Below are 3029 nucleotides of genomic sequence, written 5' to 3' on the forward strand. Positions count from 1 at the left end.
TGGGGGTGACACCTAGAACTCGACCTAGCAGAGCGGAACGGCCGGGGGGCCGGTATCCGGGGGTTTTTCCGGGTAGGGGTGAGGAGGCGCGGGTAGCCCCGGCGGCGCCGGTCAGATGACCGGCGGCCCCGCCTCGATGCGGCGGAGGACCGGGGGTAGGCGGTCGAGGTCGGGGCCGGTCTGGAGCTGCCGCTCGTCCCACCAGGTGGCGCCGGCGTCGTGCAGCGGGCCGACCACGTCCTTGGCCCTGGCCGGGTGCAGGGGCGTGGCGCCGCCGAGCACGAACTCGAAGGGACGCTCGGCCCCGGTCGTACGGTGCTCTCGCACGTAGCCGACCAGCTCCCGTACCTCCGTCACGTCCGGCGGGTGACCGTGCCGGGCCGTCTCGAAGAGCGGCACCGCGCCGTCCCACCGTGCTGCCCGCCGCATGGGCGCGCGGCGCGGCCAGAAGCCGCCGATCCACACCGGCGGACGGGGCTGCTGCACGGTGGCGGGCACCAGCGTCACGTCGCGGACCTCGTAGTGCCGGCCGTGGTGGTCCACCGGCTCGCCGGACCAGAAGCGGCCCAGCAACTCCAGCCCCTCGTCGAGCCGTTCGGCGAGGACGCGCGGCTCGGCGGGGTCGCCGAAGCTGCGGTACTCGTCGTCGAGCGGACCGCCCAGGCCTGCGGCGAAGATCGCCCGGCCGCCGCTGAGGTGGTCCAAGGTGGCCACCTGGCGGGCGAGTTGCTGCGGACGGTAGCGAGGGACCGGGGTGAGCAGGGTACCCAGTCGGATCCGGGAGGTGGCCAGCGCGGCGGCGGTCAGCAGCATCCAGGGGTCCCCGAAGGGGCGGCCCTGGTGCCGTCGGTGCAGGACGTGGTCCCAGACGAAGAGCCCGTCCCAGCCCGCCTGTTCGGCGGCGGCGGCCACGGTCGCGACGTTGCGGGGGTCGGCGAAGTCGCCGAAGTTGGGGATGTTCACGGAGAACCGCATCCCAGCAGGATGCGCGGCCGACCGCGACGTGGCAATCGAATTCGGACCGGCGGGGTCGGGCGGGTCAGGGGGTCAGGGTGCCAGGGGGCCGCCCGGGGTGAGGGCGAGGCCGGTGAAGCGGGTGGCGATCAGGCGGTGGGCCTCGGGGGTGGGGTGGACGGCGTCGGGGTGCGGGTGGATCTCGTGGTCGGGCTCGCCGTACAGGGCGCGGCCGTCGAGGTAGTGGAGGTTGGGGTCGCCGTCCGCGACCCGGGCTTCGACGATGCGGGCCAGTTCGTCGCGGACCACGGTGAGGGTGAGGCGGCCGGGGCCGGGCTCGCCGGTGGCGCGGAAGCGGAGGGTGCCGCCGGTGAAGTCGGGGGCGAGCGGGCCGGGGGTGTGCTCCTGGACGGGGCAGAGGATCGGGGAGACGACCAGGAGGGGGGTGGTGGGGTGGCCGTCGCGGATGGTGTCGAGGAAGCCGTGGACGGCCGGGGTGAAGGCGCGCAGGCGCATCGCGTCGGCGTTGACCACGTTGATGCCGAGCTTGAGGCTGATCAGGTCGGCGGGGGTGTCGCGGATGGCACGGGCGGTGAAGAGGTCGAGCAGGGCGCTGCCGCCGAAGCCGAGGTTGGTGAGGTCGAGGCCGGCGGCGAGGGCCACGAGGGCGGGCCAGGTCCCGGTGGGGTGGGTGGCGTTGGAGCCGTGGCTGATGGAACTGCCGTGGTGCAGCCAGCGGTTGCGGGTTCCGGCGGCCACGGGGGTGAGGGGCGCGTCGGAGTCGAGGGCGATGAGTTCGGTGGTCTCGGTGTGCGGGAGCCAGATCTCGACGGTCTTGTCGCGGGCCGGCAGGCCGGTGAAGTGGGCGGTACCGGGCGGGCCTTCGGTGAAGGTGGTGCGGCCGGTGGCGAGGTCGATGGTGCGCAGGTTGCCGCCGGGGACGGTCGCCTCGGCGGTCTGCCGGCCGTCGACGAGGAGGTCGTAGACACCGTCGGGCAGGTCGGGCACGCCGGGGTAGGCGCGCTTGGTGGGGACGGTGTGCAGTGCCAGCGTGGTGGCGCGGGTTCGAAAGGTGAGCCGGACGCCGGAGGGCTGGGACTGGGCCATCGCGAGCTGTTCGTCGGGGATCTGGCGGCGGGCGCGGGCGGGCAGTCGGTGCGGGATCAGGCCGCGGCCGGTGTGTTCGACGTCCAGGTGGCCGTGCAGGAGGGCTTCGGTGACGGGCGTGGTGATCATGGCGTCTCTTCGTTCTGCGGTGTGGAGCTCTGCTTCCTATGATGAGTATGGGATTGCCTAGATGAATTAGGCAAATGGGAAGCCTGTGTAGGTGCAAGCAGGGATCCGGTGCTTCTCGGCTTGAGGGAGTCTTGAGCGGTCGAGCTGGTCCGAACGGACCGGATGCCGGATGATCGGGCCCGCGGGGCCGGACCGGACCGGAACTCCGGCACGAACGGCACGAACGGCACGAACGACGCAAGCGGCACGAGCGACACGGGTGAGCAGAGGGGCTGCGGACATGGAAACGGCACGCACACTCGTCCTGGTGGCGGCCACCGTCACCTGCGGACTGACCGCCGGGCTGTTCTACGCCTACGCGTGCTCGGTGATGCCCGCGCTCGCCCGGGTCGAGGACCGGACGTTCATCGAAGTCATGCAGCGCGTCAACGTGGCGATCCTGAACGGCTGGTTCGTGCTCGGCTTCGTCGGCGCGCTGCTCACCACGGCTGCCGCGGTCGCCCTGCACCTGCCCTCGGACGGTCACCGCGCGCTGCCCGCCACGATCGCCGCCCTGGTGCTGTACGGGGCGGCGCTCGTGGTCACCCGTGCGGTCAACATCCCGCTGAACGACGCGTTGGAGAAGGCCGGGGCGCCGCAGCGGATCACCGACCCGACGGCGGTACGCACCCGCTTCGAGGCGCGCTGGGTGCGCTTCAACGTGCTGCGCGCGCTGCTGTGCACGGCCGCACTGGGCTGTCTCGCCTGGGCGCTGGTCCTGGGGGGGGCGGCCCCGCGGGGCCCGCCCCCCCGCCCGGCGGCCCCCGGGGGGGCCCCCGGCCGGGTGGACTCGCCGCCGA

General features: G+C 73.3%; 3 protein-coding genes. 1 reads left to right on the forward strand and 2 read right to left on the reverse strand.

The window, feature by feature from the left end:
• Positions 1-111: 111 nt before the first annotated feature.
• The gene (locus tag ACFWXO_RS44735) at positions 112-975 is read right to left on the reverse strand and encodes an LLM class flavin-dependent oxidoreductase (protein ID WP_380532853.1); all 864 of its coding nucleotides are present in this window, start codon (positions 973-975) and stop codon (positions 112-114) included.
• Between the two features lie 72 nt (positions 976-1047).
• Positions 1048-2190, reverse strand: a complete 1143-nt coding sequence (locus tag ACFWXO_RS44740; RefSeq protein ID WP_380532856.1) for a GDSL-type esterase/lipase family protein — start codon at positions 2188-2190, stop codon at positions 1048-1050.
• Between the two features lie 280 nt (positions 2191-2470).
• Here ACFWXO_RS44740 and ACFWXO_RS44745 point away from each other — a divergent pair.
• The coding region (locus ACFWXO_RS44745) for a DUF1772 domain-containing protein (protein ID WP_380532859.1) at positions 2471-3029 on the forward strand (559 nt) is incomplete at its 3' end.

The organism is Kitasatospora sp. NPDC059088, assembly GCF_042738155.1.
Lineage (GTDB): Bacteria > Actinomycetota > Actinomycetes > Streptomycetales > Streptomycetaceae > Kitasatospora.

Excerpts from the sequence above, each read along its gene's own strand:
- ACFWXO_RS44735 (WP_380532853.1), bottom strand. The coding sequence starts at position 975 with ATGCGGTTCTCCGTGAACATCCCCAACTTCGGCGACTTCGCCGACCCC.
- ACFWXO_RS44740 (WP_380532856.1), bottom strand. The coding sequence starts at position 2,190 with ATGATCACCACGCCCGTCACCGAAGCCCTCCTGCACGGCCACCTGGAC.